The organism is Streptomyces specialis (genome assembly GCF_001493375.1).
GTDB classification, from domain to species: Bacteria; Actinomycetota; Actinomycetes; order Streptomycetales; family Streptomycetaceae; genus Streptomyces; species Streptomyces specialis.
The window spans coordinates 179,409-200,046 of the sequence record NZ_LN929763.1 but is presented as its reverse complement, the minus strand read 5'-3'; the positions used below and the strand labels follow the sequence as shown (position 1 = coordinate 200,046).

Below are 20,638 nucleotides of genomic sequence, written 5' to 3'. Positions count from 1 at the left end.
GGCCGTGGTGCTGGCCCAGGGCCTGGAACTCGCCCGCGGCCCGGTCGAGATGGTCGCGGGCCTGGTCGTGGTGGCCCATCAGCCCGCTGACGTGGCCCAGGTGCATCAGGGCGCGCGCGGCGTCGTAGGGGTCGGGGACGGCGGCGAGCCGGTCGCGGGCCTCTTCGAGCAGGTTGGCGGCGGGCAGGTAGTCCTCCAGGCCGGCGCGGGCGCGGCCCAGCAGCAGCGTGGTCAGGCCCACGCCGCGGGCGTAGCCGGTCTCCTGGCGGATGAGCAGTGCGGCTTTCAGCGGTGACAGTGCCTGGTCGTACTGGCCGGCCTCGGTCAGGGCGTGGCCTATCCCGTTGAGGGCCTGGGCCTGCATGCGCAGGTCGCCGGCCTTCGCGGCCATGGCGCGGACCTGCTTGTAGGCGTCGATGGCTTCCTGGTGCCGGCCGGTGGAGCGCAGCGCGACGGCCAGGGTGCTCAGCACGATCCGCTCGCCGGCCGCGTCACCGGCCCGGCGGGCGGAGGCCAGCGCCAGCTCGTGGCACCCGGTCCATGCCGCGGAGGGGCGCAGGCGGTGCCACATCGGCCACAGGGAGACGGTGAACTGGACGGTCAGGGGGTGCCACCCGGCGGCGTGGACGGCGCGCACGGCCGCGGCCATGCTGTCCTGGCGCGGCGTCAGCCACGCGACCGCCGCCGCTTCGGTACCGGCGAAGGGCAGCTCGACGCCGTCCGGTACCCGGGGCGGGTGCTGGTAGTCGCGGTGGGGGTAGTGGGCGTGGTGGCTGGGAGTGACCTCGCGGTCGATCACAGTGGCCGCCATGAGGAGCCAGTCCGCCCAGCGGCGCAGCCGCAGGAGCCGGGGGTCGCGGTCGGGGCAGGCGCTCGCCCCCGCGACGGCGCCGCGAACGGTGCCGGCGACCCGGAACGGCCCGGCCGCGCCCTGGGTGGTCTGGGCAGGTTCGAGCAGTTCGCGGGCGGCCAGCAGGGCCAGATGGCAGCCGGTCTCCTCAAGAGGCAAGTCGCGGACGACCGCCATGTCCAGCGCGTCGGCCACAGTGCCGGGCGGCAGGGCGGCCAGGGCGGCGAGCGTGGTGCGGGCCCCGGACGGCAGACCCTGGAGCGTCTGGTGCATCGTCACGAAGAATTCTCCAGCGGGAAGAGAGGGTGAAGGGTGCTGGACCGCGACGCGCAGCAGCCTGCCGTAGGCCCGCGCCCGCACCCCGCGCCCCTCGACGTCCCCCTTCCTCTCGCCCTCGGGGCCGGGGTGGGGGCCGGCGACCGCGTTCGCGGCGGCGTGGGCGGCGGCGTGGTCCACCGTCCACCACTGGTGAACGTGGTGGCGGTCGTGGTGCTCGTGCCGGACGGCGACCCGGCACCACTCCAGCCACGCCAGGTGCGCGCGGATCCTGTCCGCGTCCCGGCCGCAGATCGCGCCCAGGTCGTGCGCGTCCCACAGGTCCATCCCCGCCGGCAGCGCCGCCAGCGCCCGGCAGGTGTCGACCACCACCTCCGGCAGTCGCGCGTACGCGTCGGCCAGTCGCGTGGGGGGCCAAGTCGGAGGGATCAGCATCACCATCAGCACCTCACCAAGCACCAAAGGAAAAAGAGGAAGAAGTGGTCGGCCGGGGTGCGGCCGGTTCCCGCGCGACGGCGGGCCGCCGAGCGTCGGCGGTGAAAGGCCGGGGTCACAGGATCCGGGTGGCGGCAGGCAGGAACTGTGTGCTGTAGGCCCGTGCCGCTTCCGCGCTTCCCGGGGCGGCCCGCAAGGCGTGGCCCATACCTGAGCAGCGCGCAAAGGCGACCGCGTCCCCGAGTTCGGAGAACCGCTTCTTGGCCCGCGCCAGCGCGTCGTAGGCCAGGTCGCGCTTGCCGGTCCAGGACAGGGCGAACGCCATGGCCGCCAGCCCGGTGGCCTCACCCGGCAGATCACCGGCCCGCCACAACGCCGGGCACGCCCGGGTCAGTTCCTCCAGCGCCTCGACGCTGGCGCCACCGGTCAGCAGCGCGATGCCCAGATCCGCGCGAGTCCGGGCCGCTGCCCACGCCCATGCCGTCGTCTCGCGGGCCTGCGGCTGCTGCGGCTGGTCCTGCTCCCACAGCGCCACCGCGCGGCGGAAGAACCGGACAGCCTCGTCGGTGTCGCCAGCCTGGTGGTAGGCCAAGCCCAGCCCGCGCAGGGCCGCGGCCTGGACCGGTACGTCCCGCGCGGCGCACGCCTGGTCCAGCGCCTCGTGCAGATCCTCAAGACCCGCCATCACCCCCAGGTCGGGGGCGCCGTGAGGCGCGGGCCGCGTCAGCGCCGGGGGGCCGTCGGTGGCCGTGAAGCCGATACCGCGCCGCACCAGCAGCACCCGCGCCGCCCGGGGCTGCCCGCACGCCCCGGCCGCCTCCACGGCCAGGTCGTGGATCCGCGCCCACACCTCCGGCTCCGCCCAGGACAGCTCCAGCGGCCCCAGGGCGTCGGCCAGTTGCCACACCACCTGCGGCAGCCCGGCGGCGTGCGCGGCGTGGACCGCGTCGGCCAGCGCCGCACGGTGCTCCGCCAGCCACACCGTCGCCGACCACGGCGTGCCGATCCGCGGCTCGACCGGCGGCACATGCCGGTACTCACGCGGCAGACCGAACACCTCCGGCTCCGGCGACAACAGCCGCTGCGCGGCTGTCGCGTTCATCAGCAGCCAGTCCCGCCACCGCCGCAGCACCATCTCCCGCCCCCCGGGCGGCAGCTTCCCCGCCCAGTCCCGGGCGTGCCCGCGCAGCCCGGGCGGGATCGCGTACGCCTCCCCGGACTGCGTGACCAGCCCCGCCCCGACCAGATGCCCCAGCAGCCGGCCGGTGTCCTCGGCGTGCCGCCCGCACACCGCCGCGACGTCCCACCGGTCCCACACGCCGTCGGGCAGCACACCCAGCCGCTGATACACCTCCTGGGCCTGCCACGGCACCACGCTCGTCCGCATGGCCAGATCACTCATCGTCAACTCCACACCCCGCGCACAGCAGCCACGCGGAAACGAAGAAAAGGGGGGAACAAGGAGGGGCGAGCCGCCTGGGGGCAGCGGGGCGCCGGAACGGGAACGGTGAGGGGCGGTCACCCGGTCCCGCCGGGGCTGTGGTCCTCGATCCGCCGGGCCTGGGGCGAGTCCGGCGCCGTCCCGGTGATCCGTGCCGCCCGCTGGAGCAGGCGCAGGGCCTCGGCGTCGCGGCCCCGCTCGCGGAAGGCCGCCGCGCGCATCCGCAGGCAGACCACGACCCCGGCCCGGTCACCACCGGCCGTGAACTCCCGCTGCGCCAGCAGCATCCGCTCCTCACCGGCGGCCGGCCGGCCGCCGCGCGCCACGGCCAGCCCCAGGTGGGCCAGCGCCCAGGCGGCCGAGCGGGCATCGCCCTGGTCCTCCAGCGCGGTCCGCGCTCGCGACAACGCGTCCTGTGCCCCGCCCGGGTTGCCCATCGCGAGTTCCAGCACGCCCAGCTCGTACCGGGCCAGGCCGGCGGCCCACTGGTCGCCGGCCCCCTCCCACAGCCGGATCGCCTCGGCCAGGCAGATCCACGCCTGTTCCCGGCCGGACGGCGGGCCGTGCCGGCGGGCATGCACGCCGGCCAGTTCCTGCCCTGCCTGGGCCTGGATGGCGACATCCCGGGCGCGTGCGGCCCGCGCCCGCAGCGCCTCCAGCACCGCGACCGCCTCGCCGGTCTCGCCTGTCGCGGCCAGCCCGCCGCCCCGCCGGACACCCAGGACCATCGCCGCCCTGGGGTCCCCGCACGCGGTGGCCGCTTCCACCGCCAGCGTGTGGCCCTCCACCCACGACGCCGGGTCCCGCCAGGTGCGCGCCAGCGGCGAGATCGCGTCCGTGAGCTGCCACACCACCGTCAGCAGTTCGTCGGCGGCTGCCGCCCGGATCGTCGCCTCCAGCGTGCGCTGCCGCTCATCCAGCCAGGCCCACGCCGCCCAGCCCCCGGTGAACGGCACCGTGAAACCGGCGGCGTAGCGGTACTCCCGCGCCAGCCGGGTCACCCGCCGCGCCGGAGACACCGCCCCCTGCGCCATCGTCGCGGACCGCACCAGCCACGCGTACCAGCGGCTGCGCGTACCGGCACACTCCCGCTGCGACAGCGCCCGCGGGTCGTCCGCCAGCAGCTCACGGGCCGCGGCAGTGATCACGAACCGGTCGTCGTGCCGGCTGTCCTCGGCGATCAGCCCCGCGTCGGCCAGACGCTCCACAGCGCGGTGCACCTGCGCCTCCGGCAGGGCGCAGACCGCCACGACATCGGCCACGTCCACCCAGACGGCGGGCAGCAGCGCGGCCTTGCGAAGGATGTCCGTGACCGCCGACGGCAGGTCCGCGAACCGCCACGCCACAGCAGAAGTCGTCATACGTAAGCACTCCAGGCAGCAGAACAACGCGAAGAGAGAAGAACGGGGAAGGGGGGCCGTGCGGGACCCGGCACCGCACACAAGAAGAGGAAGAAGAGGGGTGGCCGCCGGGGTCGAGGGCCCGCCGCGCCCCGTCCCGCCCGGGGGAGGGAGGGCAGGAGGAGGCGCGGACCCCGGCGGCCTGGCTCAGGAACCCGCCGGCCCCGGCCCGGCGGGCGCCGGGACCATCCGTCGCGTCCCGCGCAGCCGGGCCCGCGCGACGCCGGGCGGCCGTGCCGTATCACCCGTACCCGGAGCCGGGGCGGGCGCCGGGCACCCCGCGGACACCGCACGCGGGTGACGCGGCACGGCCGCGTCCAGACCGGCGCGGCGCAGATCGTGCTCCGGGCCCGGGCCGCCGGGCGGCACCGCCAGCACACACCACGTCCTGCCCGCTTCCGCACCCCACTCCCGGCACAGCCTGGCCACGATCGCCAGCCCCCGGCCGTGCTCCTCTTCCGGCCCGGCGTGGTGCAGGTGCGCCCGGCCCGGCGACCCGTGGTCCACCACCAGCCGCAGCATGTCCCCGCCGGCCGTCAGTTCCGCCCGCACCACCTCGCCGGCGCCGTGGACGACCGCGTTCGTGACCAGCTCGCTGGTCACCAGCTCCGCATCGTCCACCACGTCCCCGGCCACGCCCAGCAGCGTGAGCGCCGCACGCACACCCGCCCGCGCCGCACCCGGCGCCCGCGCACCGCGCGGCGCCTGCCACTGCCACACCCCCTGGCGCACCACCGTGGCCTCGGAGACGTGTAAAGACGCTCCCTCACCGCCCCCACCACCCCTCCGGGACGGACGGCACCGCGCCGGTGACAGCCAGCCCGGCCAGTGGCCGGACCAGGCACCACCCGATGGCCGCCGCCATCAGCAGGCCCAGCGTCACCGCCGGCCAGTACCGGCGGGCCGGCGCCGCCCGCCGCGCGGTCACCCCGCGCCCGGGTACCGGGGGCGCGGCCCGGCCGGTAGGAGGCGGCACGGTTCGGGGACGAGTGGGAACGGAGTGGCGAACGGCCATGTTCTTTCTCCGGCGTTGGGGATGACGAGTGAGCCGGGGCGACGGTCTCCTACCCAGCCGGAGACGGCACTGCCCCGCCGCGGTCGCTCGCGCGTTCCGCGTCTGCCCTGATCAGGGCCACACAGGAGTAGTTTTACGACTACTCTCAGCCAGGCGAAGCTTTCTGGTGTCCGCACAAGTCCGCGGCTCCAGCCGGTCGCGCCGGATCAGGCAGCAGCCCATGAAGGTCCGGTTAACCCCTGTGACCAGGCGTGACGGGCGAGCGGCAAGCGCCGTGGCGGTGTCCGCATGATGTCCGTAAACTCGGGGAGGAACTTTAAATGGAGACGTTCGGTCAGACCCTGCGCCGGTTGCGCGGCACTCGGTCACTGCGCTCGCTGGCCGGACTGACCTCCTTCAGCAAGAGCTACCTGCACGACCTGGAGACCGGGCGAAGGAGCCCCTACCGGGAACTCGTGCAGGCTCTGGACGAAGCTCTTGGTGCCGGGGGGCAGTTGCTGGCTGCGTACCGGCCCGACGAGCACGACAACGGCCCCGAGGTCTCCCCCGTCCTGGAGGAGACCCTCCGACTGTGGGATGACCTCTTGCGACGCCGCGACTTCCTCCTCACCACCACCGCGACAACAGCCGCTACGGGACTGGCCGCGTTCCCCTCGCTGCCCGGCGGCGGATCTGAACGCCTGGCCGCCCACTACGAACTGCACGAAGCCATCGGCCGCCTGGGAAACCTGCGAGGCGCCCCCGGAAGCTTCGAGCTGACCTTGGACCATCACGACAACGTGATGACCTGGTATCACGCGACCCCCCCGGGGGCGGAACGCAGCCGCATCGCCGCGCTGGCCTCCACCACGGCCGGCCTGGTCGCCTTCGCCCGGTTCGACATCGGCCAGTACAGCACCGCACACCGGGGTTTCCGGGAGGCCGCCGGGCTGGCCGCAGAGGCCGGAGACATCAGCGCCGCCGCCAACAATATCGGCCAGGCCAGCCGCGTTATGGGCGTACTCGGCCGGCACCACGACGCGCTGAACCTCGCCGACGCCGCGGTCCGCACCGCCGGTTCCAGCGCGCACCCGGCCGTGCGGTCCTGGCTCCACGCCGTCCGCGGTTACCACCACGCCACCGTCGACCACCCCGACGCGGCGTACGCCGACCTCGACGCCGCCTGGTCCCTGCTGCCCCAGGCCGACGACGGAGCCAAGCCCGTCTACATCGGCTACCTCGACGCCTCAGAACTCAGCAAGTGGAGCGCGCACACCCGAAACCAGCTCGGCGAACCCCGGCCCGCCCTGGCAGCCGCCACCGACGCCCAGGCCCAGTGGCCCGGCATCATGGTCCGCGGCTCGGCCGAACTCCACGTCGCCGCCGCCCGCGCTCACCTCGCCACCAAGGACCTCGACCAAGCCATCACCGTACTCACCCACGCCGCCACGATCGCCAACTCCACCGGCTCGGTGCGCAACTTCCGCACCGTCACCGACGTCCGCGCCCGACTCAGCCCCTACCGGGACCACCGCTCGGTGGCCGAGTTCGACGAGTACCTCCTCACCGGCCTCGGCCGGCCCTGACCGACACCACGCCAGTCTCACCGCTCCTTCCGCCGCTGCGCGGCCTGGGAGGGGCGGGTGGTGGGCTCGTGCCGGCTCGGGTCGGCGGGTTAGCGTGCGGCCGTGGACAATCCCGCCGCGCCCGAGCCGCCTCCTCAGCCGCCGTCCCGGCCGGTGAACTCCGGGGCGCCCAGGGCGGTCCCCGGCCGCGGGCGGCGCCGGGTCCGGGCCGTCGTCGCCGTGGTGGTGCTGCTCCTGGTGGTGTGGTGCGGGGTGCGGGTGTACTCGTGGGTGAAGGGGGAGCCGTTCCCGGTCGCGGACCCGGACCGGACGGCGCGGGCGCTCCAGGACCGCTCGCAGGAGATATACCTGGCCCTGGCCCTGCCCGCCGGTCGGACCGAGGTGAGCGGCAACCGGCTGATGGGGCTGGAGTGCGACCCCAGGGACTGGACCATGGGGTTCGAGGCCGACCCGGACCCCGTCCCGGGCGTCGTGCAGGTACAGCACACCTGGGACGTCACCGGGCTGAGCACCGACCAGGCCCGGACCGCGATCTCGCAGGCCGTCGAGGCCCTGGTCGCCGACGGGTGGCACCTGGACAGACGGCGCGACGAGCCGGGCTACTTCCTCACCGTGTTCCTCAGCCGGGACGACCACACCTCCGCGCTGGAGTGGATCTACCGCGATCAGGTCCTGGAAGTGGTGACGACGGCGCCGTGCGGCCGGGCCCCGGAGGAATCGCGCTGGTATCCGCTCCTGAACGGGGAATGGTCCGGTTCGGACTGGGACGCGGACGTCACCTGGGAACCGGACAGCCCGCGCCCCCCGGACTGACAACCGACCGAGTTCGCGCTGCCCGGCGCACACAGCGCCGCGCCGTGTCCGGTGCGCGGACAGCGGGCGCTCCTCGTCCGTCCGGCCGGGTGAGTGGCGTCAGGTCAGGATTGCGGCGCGCTGGTCGAGTTCGACCGCCGCGGGTACGCCGGCGAGCCGGGCCAGGCGGGCGCGCATGTCGGTGACAGCGTCCGTGATCTTGACGGAGCGGACGCCGGCGGCGTGGTCGAGGAAGTCGCTCCAGGTGACGAGGGCGCCCTCGGCGTCGCCGCGGCGGAGGTGGAGGGTACCGAGGTCGGCCAGGACGATGGCGCGGCTGCGGCGGCGGTTGAGGCCGGCGGTGTCCAGGGCGAGGCGGAGGTGTTCCTCGGCGGCGTCCAGGTCGCCGAGCCGGGCGAGGACCATTCCGGCGTGGTGGGCCCACCGACGGGGGGTGTAGTGCCCGGCCCAGGAGGTGCCGGGGGCTGCGGGGGCGCGTTCGATGGCCGTGGTCGCGGCGACCAGTGCGGTGGTCGCGGTCGCACGGTCGCCATCCAGGGCAGCGGCATCCGCCAGCGTCGCCTGGTAGTAGGCAGTCGCGCGGGGGTCGTCCAGGGACCGGCCCAGGCGGACGCATGCCTCGGACAGCCGCACGGCCGCCGCGCGGTAACCCAGGTCGATGGCCTGGACGGCCAGGCCGCGCAGGGCGGTGGCGGACACTTCGGCGTGTCCGGCTTCGGCGGCCAGCCGGTAGGAGTGGGCGTAGTACCGCTGCGCCAGGCCCTGTTCGCCGTCGTCGCCGGCCATCCAGCCTGCGAGGTGGACCAGTTCGGCCGCTGCGGTGAACAGTTCCCGGCCGGTCGCCTGGGTGTAGCGGCCGTTGAGCCAGCGGGCGATGTCTTCGGTGAGGTAGCGCACGGCCAGGTCGCGGGCGTGCCCGCCGCCGAGTTCGGCGGCGGCGTCGCCGAGGGTCTTGGTCATGGCGCGGACGGCGGCGACCTCGCCCCGGCCCACGGTGACCGGGCCCGACGCGGCGGTGCGGCGGGTGAGGGCGTCCAGGTCCGGCAGCCCCAGCGCGGCCAGCGCGTAGCTGCTGGAGGCCATGAAGTGCCGGCGTTCCACGAGGTCTGTCCTCCCCAGTTCGATGACCGAGGCCACCGTATCGGCGGCCTGGACCGGGTAGCGCGGCGTGCGCGGGCCGGACCCGGCCACCCGGACGCGCGCCGGGTCCATGCCGAGGACCTGGATGAGGTGGGGCAGCCAGTAGTCCGGCACCCGCGTTCCGCGTTCCCACCGGTAGACCGCCCCGCGGTCCACACCGCGCCGGCCGCGCCCCTCGGCGACGCCCAGCTCGCGCGCCAGCCGCGCCTGACTCCAGCCGCGTTCCAGCCGCGCGGCCTTGATGAGGGAACCGATGGTGTCCCCCGGCATCATGGGCGCCTCCGCTTCGCTCCCGGGCCGGCCCACACGGGCCCACGCCTGGCCTACATCCTGGCAGCTCCTCACCGTCCGTGCATGGGTGTTGACTCGAATTCAGCCGGGCCGAGCTCCTGGGACACCCGGTGCCGCCTCTGCCGAAGGTGCCCCTGCTGCCCCACGGCAGAGGCGGCCAGGCGGCGGACGCTCACCAGGGCGCACCGCGGGCTGATCACCGTTCACCACCGATGGGAGAACGACCAGATGAACGCCACGAGGACGATGCCCGAGCCGGGAACGGTCGCCGACCGGGCCCGCGAGATCCTGACGATCATGCACGAGTGGCCCGGCTTCGAGCGGCTGGAGCGCTCCACACGGGCCTACCGCGACTGCTGGGGCACCTACACCGGCTACACCACCATCAGCGAGTTCGACCTCGAACGGGACAAGGACGCACTACTGGCCGAGGCGCTGCGCGTGCTGGCGCTGAAAACGGCCGTGTGGGAGCTGAGCGGCCGGGACGAGCACGCGGCCGAGCTGGACGTCTCCGCGCCGGTGGACGAGATGGTCCACGCGATCCTGGCCCGGCACACGGTGGTCCGGGACATGGAGCGCGCCACCGGACTGGAGCTGGTCCACATGACCGACCGGGAGACCTTCAACTGGCGGCGCGGTGACTACACCCACCGCTGCTACGCCGCCGCCTGGGGCGAACCGCCGGAACGGCACTGGATCGATGCCCAGGAGACCGCCCGCCGGCACGCCATCCTGGACGGCAAGCTGGCCTCCATCGGCATCACCAGCCTCGGGCGGCGCCACAACCTCACGTTCGCCGCACCCGAGGAGACCGAGAACGGGCCGGTGCTCGTGCCGGCCTAGCCGAGCTGCCCGGAGGACAGCACCCGCCGCATCGCCTCGACCACCACGCCGGGCGAGAAGCGCGTGAACGCGGCGGTCTGCGCCTGCGTCAGTGCCCGATCGAACAGCGGCTCCGGCACGCTGCGCAGGTAGGCGAGCAGCCAGTCATCCAGCCCGCCGGGCTCCTGGGGAAGCGCAGGCGGCCCGGCGGGCTCCCCCTCCCACGGCAACGGCGCCCCCTCGGAGGCGTAGCGGGCCGGCGGCAGCCCCACCTTGTCCGGGTGAACGCACACCGGCACCCCACTGGTCCTGTCCACCCGGTAGCCGTGCTCCCGGGCGTACGCCGACTCCGCCGACGGCCGCGGCGCCACGTCGAAACGCCCCAGCTCCATCGCCAGTGACGGGCACACCCCGCACACCAGATGCTCGCGGGCCGCCGGGAGCCTCACACCACGGTCCATACGCCCGTAGCCTAGCGACAACCAGGAGTGATGATGACTGGCTTCCTCGCCACCGCCCGCCGCGACAGCCCCACCGTAGAGGCCGCGTTCCACCTGGCCACCGAGTGGTGCGCAGGACACGTCATCGACGGCGGCCCCGCCCTCGGCCACGCCGTGCGCGTCACCACCACCCTCGGCCGGCACGCGCCCGGCGCCCCCGTCCACGTCATCGCCGCCTGCCTGCTCCACGACGCCCCCGACCTCGCCCCCAACGACGAGGAGATGGCCCGCCGGATCACCAACGCCTGCGGCGCCGACGTGCTCGCCGTCATCACTCACCTCCACGCCGAGCACCAGGTTCTCGCCGACCCCAGCGGGGTGCACACCAGCCGGCACCTGACCACCCTGGCCACCGTGCCGTGGCTCCTGCACGCCGCGACCGCCGACAAGATCGTGGCGTTCGAGCACGTCACCGGCCTCGCCGCCAACACCCCCGAAGCGGACGCCTTCTGGGCGAGCCGCCCCGCCTTCATCCGGCTTCTGCCCTACTTCCACCAGGTGCAGCGCGCGGGCGCCGGTCACCTCCCGCCGAGCATGAGTGCCGCCTACGCCGACCTCCTGGCCCGCCGCCCCGCCCCCGCGGCGCAGCCGTAGCCTTGCCCCTCTGGCGCTGCGGCGTACAGCAGTACGCCGGGATTCTCCGATCGCCGCCGGGGCGACGTGCGGCAGCGCTGTTCCCCGGCAGGGGGGCTGTCACCTGCCCGGGGGCGGCCACCGGCCGGGAGCAGAGTGGCTGGTCATGGAGGCGGGGGAGGGGCCGGCTCTTATACACATCTCTTATCCTCATCTCCGAGCCCACGAGGCAGTCGCGGTGCTTATGTGGTCGGCTAACCACCGTGATATCCGCTATCCTCTCACGCGTCAGGGGGGCGGCGGCCGGGCCCCCGGAGGCGGGGCCGGCCATCCCGGCGTACCGGCCGTGGCAGCCGCCCACCGATATCGAACTGCGTTTACACGAGGCGAAATCACGCGGTGACTGGGACGCGTACTTCCACGTCCTGGCGAAGAGCTGGCTCTTCCACGCGGTGCCCCGCGCGTGGGCGGACGCCCATCCCGGGCAGTTCGCGTACTTCCCCGCCTGGAGCGCCGCACCGGCCCGCCAGTGCGTGGTGCTGTGGACCCACGGGGAACTCCCGGCAACCACCCCCGACCCCGTTTTCATCGACCGCACCCTGGCACAGATGGCGGAAGGATGGGGAAGCCCGGCGTGGTGGCTGGTCATCAACCCCGGCACGCCCAGCGAGGCGTACCTGACCGCGACGCCCGGGGACCGGGCGATGTGGCAGCGGTATCACAACGCCGCCCCGCGAGGCGGGCATCGGCACACACTGCGCACGCTGGCCCCGGGCCCGCAGCAGGGGGTGCTCGCGTTCGGCCTGGCGTGCGGCGCCCTGCTGTGCGTGAACAACGGCAGCGTGTGGAACACGATCCACACCTGGCACGGCACCGGCTACCACAAGGAACGCCAGCGCCTGGCCGACTGGTGGGACATCACCAGCCCGGCCCAGTGGGCCCAGACCGAGGAAATGCTGCTCAGCGGCCGGGCCAGCCACCCGGCTTGGGAATTCGCCCTGGAGATCCGCCATGCACTGGCCCGCGCCTACGGCGGCCCGATCACCACCGGCCACTGGCGCGAAGGGATCGCGCGCGCCATCCGCGCCCGCGCCGAGGAGGCCGCCGATCGGCACGAAACGGTCCCGGCCGATCCCGGCGCCGAGATCCTGCGAGTGCACCAGTTGCTGGGGCGCATCGAGCGCTACGAGGAACGCTTCCGCGCCGACGGCCTGCTGCGCGACGGGGCGTATGTCACGTCCGTGCTCGCGTGGGACCTGGGCCGGGCTTCCAAGATGGCCCGATGGGGCCTGGGCGCCCGCTACTGCACCGTGGAGGAAGCCGAACGGGCCATCATCCGCGCCGGCCGCATGAGCCACATGAGCTACGCGTCATGGGAGGCGTTCTCCGCCGGGTACATCCTCGGCCGCTGCCTGCACTTCGACGAGGAATCCTTCGGCACCTGGTACGAGGACATGCTCACCGCCCACCGGATCCTGACCACCGACCCGGCAAGCCCCTGGCGCACGATCCCCTGGGCCTGACCGCGAAGACATCTCGCACGGCCGGGTCAGCCGTGCAGGATTCGCCGCGAGGGCGGCCAGGGAGAGTTCCTGCCTGCGGGTGGGCTTCCTTCCCATGCTCCCGCCACGCGGTCGCCGGGCCGAGCCAGGACCCGCCAGCGGCCAGTCCGGCGCGCAGTGCGCGGTGACCGCGGGCCCGCCGGGTCGCTCACCGGGAAGGCGCCGTGTCCGCCACCCGGATCCACCAGGCCGTCGGGGAGCCGCTATCACCGTTTGATCCTGCCGCGTACCGCGAGGACGGCCAGGGCCAGCAGGACCGGTTCGGTGACGCGGGCGGCCATCTCGGTGTAGGTGCCGGCGGTGGTGAGGTCCTGGCCGGAGGAGCGGAAGACCACGCTGTTGACGACGACCCGCAGCGCGGGTTCGAACCGCTCGCCGCTGAGCCGCTCGCGCAGCGGCCCGTGCGGATTGACCGGGTCCGGCGTGTCCGTGACGAGCGTCACTTCCCGCCCGGCTTCGACCTGCTTCCCGGTCGTGGTGGGTTTCGGGGAATCGGCGGGCAGGCCGGCCAGCATCATCACCAGCACCGTGGCGGTCATCGCCGCCGCCAGCCAGGCCAGCGCACGCGAGGCCCGCAGCCCGTAGCCGGAGACCGCCCAGTACACGCCCAGCAACGCGCGCTCCGCCCACGGCGTGCCCTCGCGGTCGTGACGGCGCATCTCCATCTCCCCGTAGAAGAAGTCCGCCGCGCCGGGCTCGTTCTTCCCGTCCTCCAGGGCCTTGCGCAACTGCCGGTAGGCCGCCGCGACCCCCTCGGGAACCGGCGCGCGGCCGGGAACACCGTGGACTGTGCCCGTGCGCCACAACCGCGACGACTGCTCCCCTCCGGGAGAAACCTCGGGCTGGCCGGCTGCCACCGCGCGCCAGTGGTGCTCCTCGGCCAGCACCCGCCGCCTGGTCCAGCGCACCGGCCACAGCCCCCGGCGGTGCCAGCCGGCCGGGGGCCCGGCGAACCGGGTACGGCCCTCGATCCGGAGCTGGTCGAGATGGAACGCCCCGGAGAACACACAATCCGTCAGGTCGGTCCCGGTCAGCACCAGCATCGCCGCGTCCACCCCCCGCAGCGAGACCACCTTCACCACCTTGGTCTGCCTCCGCAAAACGCCGGCGACTGCACGGGCGACGGCACCGTCCGGGTTCTCCAGCCGGGAGAATCGCGCGGGGTCGGTATGGGTGACGGCCGCGACCGGCATGGTCAGTACCGCGTCGCTCAGGTCGAGCCGGGCATGAAGCAGCCGCAAGGTGGCGGTGGACTCCCACCGGGTGCGTATGCACGACACCTCCGCGGCGACGATCTCCAGCGTCACCGCCTCCGGGAACACCGCACCGTCCAGCCGCACCACACCGCCGCACACCAGCGGTCCCAGCCGGTCCACGCCGACGCGCGCCTCGGTGAAACTGGCACTGCCGGCGATAACGGCGCTGCTGAAACGCGACCTGCTACCGGTGAAGGTCGCGCCTTCGAACCAGGCGTCGCCGGTGAAGGTCGCGCTGTCGAACCGGGCGCTGCCGGTGAAGGTCGCGCCGTTGAACCGGGCGCTGCCGGTGAAGGTCGCGCCCTCGAACCGGCCGCTGCCGGTGAAGGTCCCGTGGTCGAACAGGGCGTCGCGGTTGAAGCTGGCGCCGCCGAACCAGGCGTCGCTGGTGAAGGTCGCGCCGCCGAACCGGCCACTGCCGGTGAAGGCTGCGCCTACGAACCAGGCGTCGCCGGTGAAGGTGGCGTCTACGAACCAGGCGTCGCTGAAGGTGGCGCCGCCGAACCGGGCGCTGCCGGTGAAGGCTGCGCCGCCGAACCAGGTGTCGCCGGTGAAGGCTGCGCCGCCGAACCAGGTGTCGCCGGTGAAGGTCGTGCCGTTGAACCAGGCGCTGCCGGTGAAGGTCGCGCCCTCGAACCCGGCGTTGCGGTTGAAGCTGGCGCCCTCGAACCCGGCGCTGCGGTTGAAGGTGGCGCCTACGAACCAGGCGTCGCTGAAGGTGGCGCCGTTGAACCGGGCGCTGCCGGTGAAGGTCGCGCCGTTGAACCAGGCGCTGTCGGTGAAGGTCACGTGGTGGAACAGGGCGTCGCCATAGCGCGGTTTGCTGGTGCCGGGGTCGCGCAGCGCGGTGTGGAGTTGTTCGAGAAGGTCTCTGGTGAGGACGGTGCCGCGGTGGTCGATGTCGGCGCCGGGGGTGAGGTCGGCGAGGTAGGCATCGCGGTCGGTGTGGTCCAGGTGGGCCAGGCACGCGTTGTACGGAGCGACGCGTATTCCGCGGCAGCCGACCGGGTCACCGGCGGGGTCGGCGCCGTGCGCGCAGTGCGGCCAGGACGGCGGCTCCGGGACCGGGCCCGGGTCTGGGTGAGGGGTCGTCATATCCGCTGGACGATAGCCCCTGTCGGCGGCGCCGTTCCCGGCCCCGGTGCCGCTGCCCGCCCCTGGTGGCCCCCGTGCTCGGGGGAGGCGCCGACGCGGGGGCCCGGAAGGGGCAGCACCAGCCCGGAGCCTGTGCCGGTGCGGCGGCGAAGGAGCCGGGTGTGCGGGGTCGCCGCCGCAGAAGGCGAGGCCGATCACCCGGGGGCTGGTCGAGGAAGTCGAGGAGGAACTCCTCGCCCGCCGCAGCGACACCGGTTCTCAGGCCGAGGCCGGCGCCAGGGCTGCTCTGGCCGCGTTCGAGTTCGACGGCTTCCGCTTCGACACCACCGGCTGGAAGTTCACGCGGTACGGCTACTGGTTCTTTCTCCACCTGCCAGGCCCTGGCCCGGACCGTGCCCCGGTACAACGCACGCGCGTCCCCGCCCCGCCGACTGAGCACCGGACCGCCGGGCCACAGGGTTGCGGTGGCGGGCCGCGCCCAAGGCTTGTACAGCCGCACAGGTCCGGCCAGTTCCGCGCTGGTCCACGCCAGCTTTTGGTGAACCCCGGTAGCGGCTTGTGCGTTGTGGATACGGTGAGGGTGTGGACCGGTCTTCCGCGATTCCGCCGCCGCCCCGCCCCGGCCTGGCCCGGCGGCTGTGGTTCATCTGGAGCTCCCGCGACGCGCTGCCCCGCCTGCCGCGCTGGCTGCTGGGCAGCGCCGCCCCGGTCATCGCGGGCGCGACGGTGCTCTACGTGGCCAACGGGTTCCTGGCCGGCTGGCGCACCGCGTACGAGGCGCTGCTGGGCATCACGTCCCCGGCCGAGGCCGAACCCCAGTGGTGCGCCTGGCCGCTGTCCCTGACCGGCTGGGCGCTGCTGCCGGCGCTGATCGGCGGAGTGGTCGGCTATGGCGTCTCCGGACAGATCGAGGCCCACCGCAGCCAGACCCTCGACGCGATCCTCGCGGAGATCCGCGGTGACACCGGGCGCTCCGGACAGGACGGTGGTTCCTGACCATGCGGTCGCTCCACGAGCTATACGGCGCGGCCGGGAAAGCCGAGCGGCGTACCATCGAAGAGTTGTACCACTGGCACGACAAGGACTGGGACGCGGCCGAGAGCGCGTGGGCGTTCTGGGTCCGCAAGATCCTCCAAGCCGCCGAGATGGAGCAGTACACGGCCGTCGACGCGCTGCGCCGCGCCGAGACCATCGCCCTGAACACGCTGGGAATCGCCGTACGCGTTCCGGGCACGCGACGCTGTCCGCACTGCGAGCGTACCTACCAGCCCGACCCCGCCCGCTCCGGGAGCCGCGATGTCCTCTAGGCCGCTGAGCAACATCCTGCACGACCTGCTGGTGCAGACCGCCCCCACGGCCTCCCCCACCGGACGCGGGAACGTGCAACGTGCCCTTGAAGGCGCCGCGGAAGGCGACGAGCGGTTCGGGGAAGACCGGATGCAGGACCTCGCCCCAGCCCTGGAGCCCAGCGACGCGCCCGGCGTCCCACGCCCGGATGACCTGTCCCTCACGCCTATCGCCGCTGAACTGGAAGGCGCCGACCTGGCCGGCGCGAACCTGCGCTGCGCCTACCTGCCCCGCGCCCGGCTGGCACGGGCGAACCTCACCGGGGCGAACCTGCGCCGGGCACAGATGCAGCAGGCGAACCTGGACCGGGCCGACGTGGCCGACACGCTGCTGTCCGACGCCAGGCTCACAGCCGCCAGCCTGATCGACGCGAACCTGACCCGCGCCACCCTGCTCGCAACCGAGTTGGACGGTGCCGACCTCACCCGCGCCACCCTGCACCGCGCCCACCTGGACAACGCGCAACTGCCCGGCGCCAGGCTATCCGGCGCCGACCTGACGGGCGCGGCTCTACGGAGCACGATCCTGAACCATGCTGACCTCTCCCACGCCGTGCTCCGCAACGCTGGACTAGAAGGCGCGCATCTCTACCGAGCTGATCTGTCCCGGGCCGATCTGTCGGGCGCCGTACTGGATCACGCCAACCTGTGGGAGGCCCGGCTGTCCGGCGCGAACCTCGCCGAGGCGAGCCTGCAACGAACACGACTGGCCCGCTGCTACTGGACTTCGGACACCAGATGGCCTGCCCGGCTGCGCGACGACATCGCTGCCCGGTCCGTAGAGATCGCCCCCGGATACTTCCAGGTCATGAGCGCCGAGGACCTCGCAGACGTGACGGCCGGCTGATCAACCGTCACACGCCACCACGAGCGGCATCGCTCGTCCGCCCGGCCGAGGCGGTGGACGTGCCGGTGGTCCACGAACAGCAGCTTCGCGTCGTCGCACCGTCTCCCTCCGGTGATGACGGCGCCGGACGTCGGATGACCAGGTGTCACTCATGGAAAGGGGTGCGGGGAATGTGCGCCGCGCTGGGCACCCGCCCGGACCACGACGCCCTGCTCGCACCCCGTCTGGACCGCCTGCCGCCACGCGCATCGCTACGGCAGGCGGTCAGTCGACGGCGGCGATGGCGTCCCGCTCGGCCTCGTCGTGACTGAGCAGCCGCTGCTCGACGCGGCGGTGGCATCAACCGGCCGGTGATCACGGCGTGGCTGGGGGAAAGTGACCGGATCCGGTGGGCGCCGGTGAACGTGCTGGGTGGTACTCATCTCGTTCAGTCGAGGTCGACACTCGCAAGAGTCACAGCGAGGGCCAGGTACGGGGTGGCTGCCACGCACTGCTCCGCCGCCGTGCTCGGATCGGGCGTGGTGCGCGCTCCCTGCAACGCCAGCAGACCGCTCAACACCGCGGAGTCGACCGCCTGGTCGAGGATTTCACTGGCGGCGAGCTCGCCGCCGACTGTCAGCTCGCGCACCCGGGCGACCGCCTGCTCCGGATCGGTCAGCCACTGCGCGGCGACCTCGTCGCCCGCACTGATCAGCTCCGCGTCGGTGGCCTGTTGCGCCGTCGGCACCGGCACACCGGACGGCCCCGGCTCCTTCTCCACGAGACCCTCCTTGTCCGAGAACCCCTCCTCCTCTGAAAACTCCTCCAGGAGGGCTTGGGCCTGCGCCACGGCGCACCGCGCGGCGTATGTCCGCCGGGCCTCCTCCCGTTCCCGCTCCACAGCGGCCGGCCACCGGGCCTCGTCCTCCGCGCGAGCACGGTCCAGCAGGGTGGCGGCGGAGAGGCTGACCTTGATGCACGGCATGAGGTCCGTCGTCACGGCCTCCTGGCCGGGCGGAGCGGCCGCGATCGGCCCGTACACCGCGCCCGCCGCTTCGGCGCAGGCACCGATCAGTTCGGTCAGAGCGAGAAGCAACCGCGCGTGACGGCGGCGGCGGGCGGGCCGGTCCAGACGGTCCGGTGTGGTGGTCACCCCCCGCACTATGCCGCGCGGCACCGTCCGTGCTGGGCTCCTGCGTGGGCGTCCATTCCTCCCCCGGCAGTCCGTCCTGTCCCAGCCCCTGCGTACCGTCACCGTGATGACCTGCCATCAATCCCCTTGCTGGTCACCGTGTTTGTGCCGGGAGGGACGGTAGGGGATCGGCGGGGGCGGGCGGTAGAGCGCACGGACCGCTTCCGGTACGTGCGCGCCGCGCGGCAGGGGGCGGCCAGATTCGGGTAGCACCTCAGAATCTACTCAAATGGCTTCTTCGTCACCGGCATCCTCGGCACTCTGGGCGGTATGACGTTCACCCAGTGGGTCCCCTTCGCCACAGCAGCGGCCACGGTGCTAGCCGCCGCGGTCGCCTACGCCGCCGCACGCCGCACGGCCCGGATGACGTGGCGGTCCAAGACCGCCGAGTGGCAGTACGAGTCCGTCATCGCGTTCTTCGACGCCGCCCTGGTCCTCAAGGAGGAGCCGCACACCCGGGAAGCCTCCGGGCAGGGTCTCGATACGGCCTGGCGCCGTCTGGAACTGACCGGACCGGAGCATCTGGTGCCCCAGGCCCACCCGCTGTATGAGGCCGCGCGCGAGCTGTTCGCCACCGGCCGCTCACTGCGGGCCTGGAATGGCCTCAAGCAGCGCGCGTACGAGGAGTGCGCGGCGGTGTCGGAACGGATCGACCGCGCCGAACGCGCCCACCGGCCGGTCGACGAGCTGCACAAGCTGCACGAGGAGTACAACGTGGCGGAGCCGGCGTACAAGTACCTGCGTGAGGCGGTGGGCCCGGGGTCGGCAGCGGACTGGGAGTGGGTGAAGAAGGCCGCCGACCACTACGCGGACATGGTGGCGGAGCAGACGGACGCCGCAGGGATCGTGACCGGGCGCCAGATCGCCGCCACCCTGGCGATGCACGGGGAGCCACGGGACTTGCACGAAGCCCAAGCCAGGGCCCGGGAGCGGCTGGACAAGGCCGTGTTCGACTTCACCCCACAGGTGCGGTGCTGGCTGGACGGCAAGCCGCAGCGCACAACCTGATGTCGTCACAGGGGCAGGACACCGTGCCATTGCGTCCATTCCTGGCCGCGCTGGTCGTCATCCGGCCCGAAGCCGGGCAGGGGTCGGCCGATCGCCGCGCAGCCCGCGCCCGGAAACTGTCGAACACCGGCCACGCCCTTGATGAAGTGTCCGCAAGGGAGACCACCACCGTGACCACCATGGACCGACGGCACTTCACCCTGCTGACCGGCACCACTCTGACCGCCTCCCTCTACGCCTGGCTCACCGCCGATCCCGCGGCGGCTGGGCAGATCACGCACGCACGCCGCATCGGTGAAGCCGCCGTGGCCCGCTTCGAGGACCGCGTCCGCCAGCTTCGGCAGGCCGATGACGCCGACGGCGGCGGCCAGCTCCTGTCCGAGACCGCCACCAGCCTCCAGCTCGTCGTCCACCTGCTGAAGGACCGCTCGTACACCGACGCGCACGGCGCTCGTCTGCACGCCGCCGCGGCGGACCTCGCCCGCATGCACGCCTGGGCACTGTTCGACATCCACGACACCTGCGCCGACGCGGTCTACCAGGCCGCACTGCGCTCGGCCCACACCTCATCCGATCCCGTGCTCGGCAGCCACATCCTCGCGTTCTGGTCCATCGCCGCCAACAACACCGGACGCGCCGCCGACGCCGAAGCGATGACCACCGCCGCGCTCTCCGCTGCCCGAGGACGCACCACCCCGCGGGTCGAAGCCATGCTCCTGTCCCGCCGCGCCCGAGCCCGCGCCCAGCAGAACGACCCGGCCGCGTTCGCCGACCTCGCCAGCGCTGGCGAGCTCCTCGTCACCGCCGACGGGAACTCCTACGAGGACCCCGAATGGGTGTACTGGTTCGACCGGAGCGAACTGCTCGGCGCCGAAGCCTCCACCCACCTGGACATGAACCGACCGGACCGCGCCGAGCAGACCTTCCTCCAGGCCGCCGTGCTCTTCCCCAGCGACCGGGTCCGCACGCAAGCCCTCTTCCTCACACGCCAGGCCGACGCCCAACGCCGCCAGAACGACCTCGAACGCGCCTGCGCCACCGCCAACCGCGCCCTCGACCTCACCGAGGAAATCAGCTCCCACCGCTCCACCGGCCCCCTGCGCGACCTCGCCGCCGCCCTCCACGAACACCGCGAAGTCCCCGCCGTCCACGAACTCCGCGAACGCGTCGCAACCACCCTGGCCGCATGACCACCGACCACGCCAGCCTTGCTGGGTGTCCGGGGAACGGAA

At 73.3% G+C, this 20,638-nt stretch carries 19 protein-coding genes; 10 read left to right on the top strand and 9 right to left on the bottom strand.

The window, feature by feature from the left end; genetic code table 11:
- The 5 genes from BN2279_RS04590 to BN2279_RS29085 all read right to left on the bottom strand — a co-directional run.
- Positions 1 to 1,561: tetratricopeptide repeat protein (locus tag BN2279_RS04590; RefSeq protein WP_159037059.1), on the bottom strand; the 1,561-nt coding region annotated here is incomplete at its 3' end.
- A gap of 115 nt (positions 1,562 to 1,676) precedes the next feature.
- On the bottom strand, positions 1,677 to 2,963 hold the full coding sequence (locus tag BN2279_RS30920) for a tetratricopeptide repeat protein (protein ID WP_159037058.1): 1,287 nt from the start codon (positions 2,961 to 2,963) through the stop codon (positions 1,677 to 1,679).
- Positions 2,964 to 3,079: 116 nt separating this feature from the next.
- Positions 3,080 to 4,363: a tetratricopeptide repeat protein gene (locus BN2279_RS04580; protein WP_159037057.1), complete on the bottom strand. Its 1,284-nt coding sequence runs from the start codon at positions 4,361 to 4,363 to the stop codon at positions 3,080 to 3,082.
- A gap of 186 nt (positions 4,364 to 4,549) precedes the next feature.
- Positions 4,550 to 5,134 carry an ATP-binding protein gene (locus BN2279_RS04575; RefSeq protein ID WP_159037056.1) on the bottom strand — a complete coding sequence of 195 codons (585 nt, stop codon included), beginning with the start codon at positions 5,132 to 5,134 and terminating at the stop codon, positions 4,550 to 4,552.
- Between the two features lie 34 nt (positions 5,135 to 5,168).
- Positions 5,169 to 5,330, bottom strand: a complete 162-nt coding sequence (locus BN2279_RS29085; RefSeq protein WP_159037055.1) for a hypothetical protein — start codon at positions 5,328 to 5,330, stop codon at positions 5,169 to 5,171.
- A gap of 407 nt (positions 5,331 to 5,737) precedes the next feature.
- Here BN2279_RS29085 and BN2279_RS04570 point away from each other — a divergent pair, with 407 nt between their 5' ends.
- Together BN2279_RS04570 and BN2279_RS04565 are read left to right on the top strand one after the other, a co-directional pair.
- A complete protein-coding gene (locus BN2279_RS04570; RefSeq protein ID WP_059006665.1) occupies positions 5,738 to 6,982 on the top strand; it encodes a helix-turn-helix domain-containing protein in 1,245 nt (414 codons plus the stop codon).
- Between the two features lie 102 nt (positions 6,983 to 7,084).
- Positions 7,085 to 7,795: a hypothetical protein gene (locus tag BN2279_RS04565; protein ID WP_159037054.1), complete on the top strand. Its 711-nt coding sequence runs from the start codon at positions 7,085 to 7,087 to the stop codon at positions 7,793 to 7,795.
- A 99-nt stretch (positions 7,796 to 7,894) separates the two neighbouring features.
- On the opposite strand, the gene BN2279_RS04560 is transcribed toward BN2279_RS04565, so the two are convergent.
- Positions 7,895 to 9,208 carry a helix-turn-helix domain-containing protein gene (locus tag BN2279_RS04560; RefSeq protein WP_324612812.1) on the bottom strand — a complete coding sequence of 438 codons (1,314 nt, stop codon included), beginning with the start codon at positions 9,206 to 9,208 and terminating at the stop codon, positions 7,895 to 7,897.
- Between the two features lie 246 nt (positions 9,209 to 9,454).
- On the opposite strand from BN2279_RS04560, the gene BN2279_RS30235 reads away from it, so the two are divergent.
- Positions 9,455 to 10,069 (top strand): hypothetical protein, encoded by a 615-nt coding sequence (locus BN2279_RS30235; protein WP_079031833.1) that lies wholly within the window; start codon positions 9,455 to 9,457, stop codon positions 10,067 to 10,069.
- Here the strand turns inward: BN2279_RS30235 and BN2279_RS04550 are convergent.
- The gene (locus BN2279_RS04550; RefSeq protein ID WP_159037053.1) at positions 10,066 to 10,509 is read right to left on the bottom strand and encodes a hypothetical protein; all 444 of its coding nucleotides are present in this window, start codon (positions 10,507 to 10,509) and stop codon (positions 10,066 to 10,068) included. The genes BN2279_RS30235 and BN2279_RS04550 overlap by 4 nt on opposite strands.
- Positions 10,510 to 10,539: 30 nt before the next feature.
- Here BN2279_RS04550 and BN2279_RS04545 point away from each other — a divergent pair, with 30 nt between their 5' ends.
- The gene (locus BN2279_RS04545) at positions 10,540 to 11,142 is read left to right on the top strand and encodes an HD domain-containing protein (RefSeq protein ID WP_107115509.1); all 603 of its coding nucleotides are present in this window, start codon (positions 10,540 to 10,542) and stop codon (positions 11,140 to 11,142) included.
- Between the two features lie 242 nt (positions 11,143 to 11,384).
- Positions 11,385 to 12,644, top strand: coding sequence for a DUF1266 domain-containing protein (locus tag BN2279_RS04540; RefSeq protein ID WP_234347435.1), 1,260 nt, complete (start codon positions 11,385 to 11,387; stop codon positions 12,642 to 12,644).
- A gap of 245 nt (positions 12,645 to 12,889) precedes the next feature.
- Here the strand turns inward: BN2279_RS04540 and BN2279_RS04535 are convergent, their stop codons facing one another.
- The gene (locus tag BN2279_RS04535; protein WP_079031832.1) at positions 12,890 to 15,034 is read right to left on the bottom strand and encodes a pentapeptide repeat-containing protein; all 2,145 of its coding nucleotides are present in this window, start codon (positions 15,032 to 15,034) and stop codon (positions 12,890 to 12,892) included.
- Between the two features lie 582 nt (positions 15,035 to 15,616).
- On the opposite strand from BN2279_RS04535, the gene BN2279_RS04530 reads away from it, so the two are divergent.
- From BN2279_RS04530 to BN2279_RS04520, 3 genes are all read left to right on the top strand, one after another.
- Positions 15,617 to 16,030, top strand: a complete 414-nt coding sequence (locus tag BN2279_RS04530; protein WP_059006653.1) for a DUF6313 family protein — start codon at positions 15,617 to 15,619, stop codon at positions 16,028 to 16,030.
- Between the two features lie 65 nt (positions 16,031 to 16,095).
- Positions 16,096 to 16,341, top strand: a complete 246-nt coding sequence (locus tag BN2279_RS04525; protein WP_159037052.1) for a hypothetical protein — start codon at positions 16,096 to 16,098, stop codon at positions 16,339 to 16,341.
- On the top strand, positions 16,331 to 17,227 hold the full coding sequence (locus BN2279_RS04520) for a pentapeptide repeat-containing protein (RefSeq protein ID WP_059006649.1): 897 nt from the start codon (positions 16,331 to 16,333) through the stop codon (positions 17,225 to 17,227). Before BN2279_RS04525 ends, BN2279_RS04520 begins: the two co-directional genes overlap by 11 nt.
- 427 nt (positions 17,228 to 17,654) lie before the next feature.
- Here the strand turns inward: BN2279_RS04520 and BN2279_RS04515 are convergent, their stop codons facing one another.
- Positions 17,655 to 18,359, bottom strand: a complete 705-nt coding sequence (locus BN2279_RS04515; RefSeq protein ID WP_059006759.1) for a hypothetical protein — start codon at positions 18,357 to 18,359, stop codon at positions 17,655 to 17,657.
- Between the two features lie 309 nt (positions 18,360 to 18,668).
- On the opposite strand from BN2279_RS04515, the gene BN2279_RS04510 reads away from it, so the two are divergent.
- Both BN2279_RS04510 and BN2279_RS04505 read left to right on the top strand, forming a co-directional pair.
- Positions 18,669 to 19,406 carry a hypothetical protein gene (locus BN2279_RS04510; RefSeq protein WP_059006647.1) on the top strand — a complete coding sequence of 246 codons (738 nt, stop codon included), beginning with the start codon at positions 18,669 to 18,671 and terminating at the stop codon, positions 19,404 to 19,406.
- Between the two features lie 170 nt (positions 19,407 to 19,576).
- Entirely contained in the window at positions 19,577 to 20,596 is a 1,020-nt protein-coding gene (locus BN2279_RS04505) for an NsdA family TPR-like regulatory protein (protein WP_059006645.1), read from the top strand.
- The last annotated feature ends 42 nt before the right edge of the window (positions 20,597 to 20,638 follow it).